The following is a 640-nucleotide window of genomic DNA, read 5'->3' on the forward strand; positions in this document are numbered from 1 at the left end:
CTCGGCCAACATCGCGCCGCAGGCGCCCGACGCAGAGCGTTGGACCACACTGTGGATGTTCATGCAGTCCGGGCCAGGCGTTTTTCGGGGAGACCTCAGCTTTTACACGTCCGATGACAGCCTCGTCGGCCGGCTCGCGTCCATCGATACGCGGCGCACGCCCATCCATATCATGTGCGGCGAGTACGACATGACCTGCACTCCTGAAGACGCGCAACGCACGGCAGCCGCGATCAAGGGTGCCACTCTTGCGATCATGAAGGATCTTGGTCATTTTCCGATGAGCGAGAACCCCGCTTCCTTCAGGGCCTATTTCAAGGAGGCACTGGAAAGGGTCACGCGGGTGCCTGCGCGGCTGATGGATGCCTGACGGACGGCGATGGACTTCAAACGGCTGAGCTATTTCCTGGCAGTGGCCGAAGAACTTCATTTCGGGCGCGCCTCGGCGCGGCTCGGAATTGCTCAGCCTCCATTAAGCCGACAGATCGCTCAGTTCGAAAGGGAGATCGGCGCGGCCCTGTTCGACCGCAGCCGCAGCCAGATTCGGCTCACCCAGGCAGGCGAATTGCTGTTGGAGCGGGCAAGGGAAATCCTCGAACGCGTCGACCAGACGGAACGTGAGGTGATGCGGATCGGGCAG

Annotated in this window: 2 protein-coding genes; both read left to right on the top strand. The window is 61.9% G+C overall.

Annotation, left to right across the window (positions count from 1 at the left end):
- On the top strand, positions 1–370 hold a 370-nt coding region (locus ACWTU8_RS31845; protein ID WP_455851255.1), incomplete at its 5' end, for an alpha/beta fold hydrolase.
- Between the two features lie 9 nt (positions 371–379).
- The coding region (locus tag ACWTU8_RS31850; RefSeq protein ID WP_455851256.1) for a LysR family transcriptional regulator at positions 380–640 on the top strand (261 nt) is incomplete at its 3' end.

This window comes from Mesorhizobium sp. BHbdii (assembly GCF_053848045.1).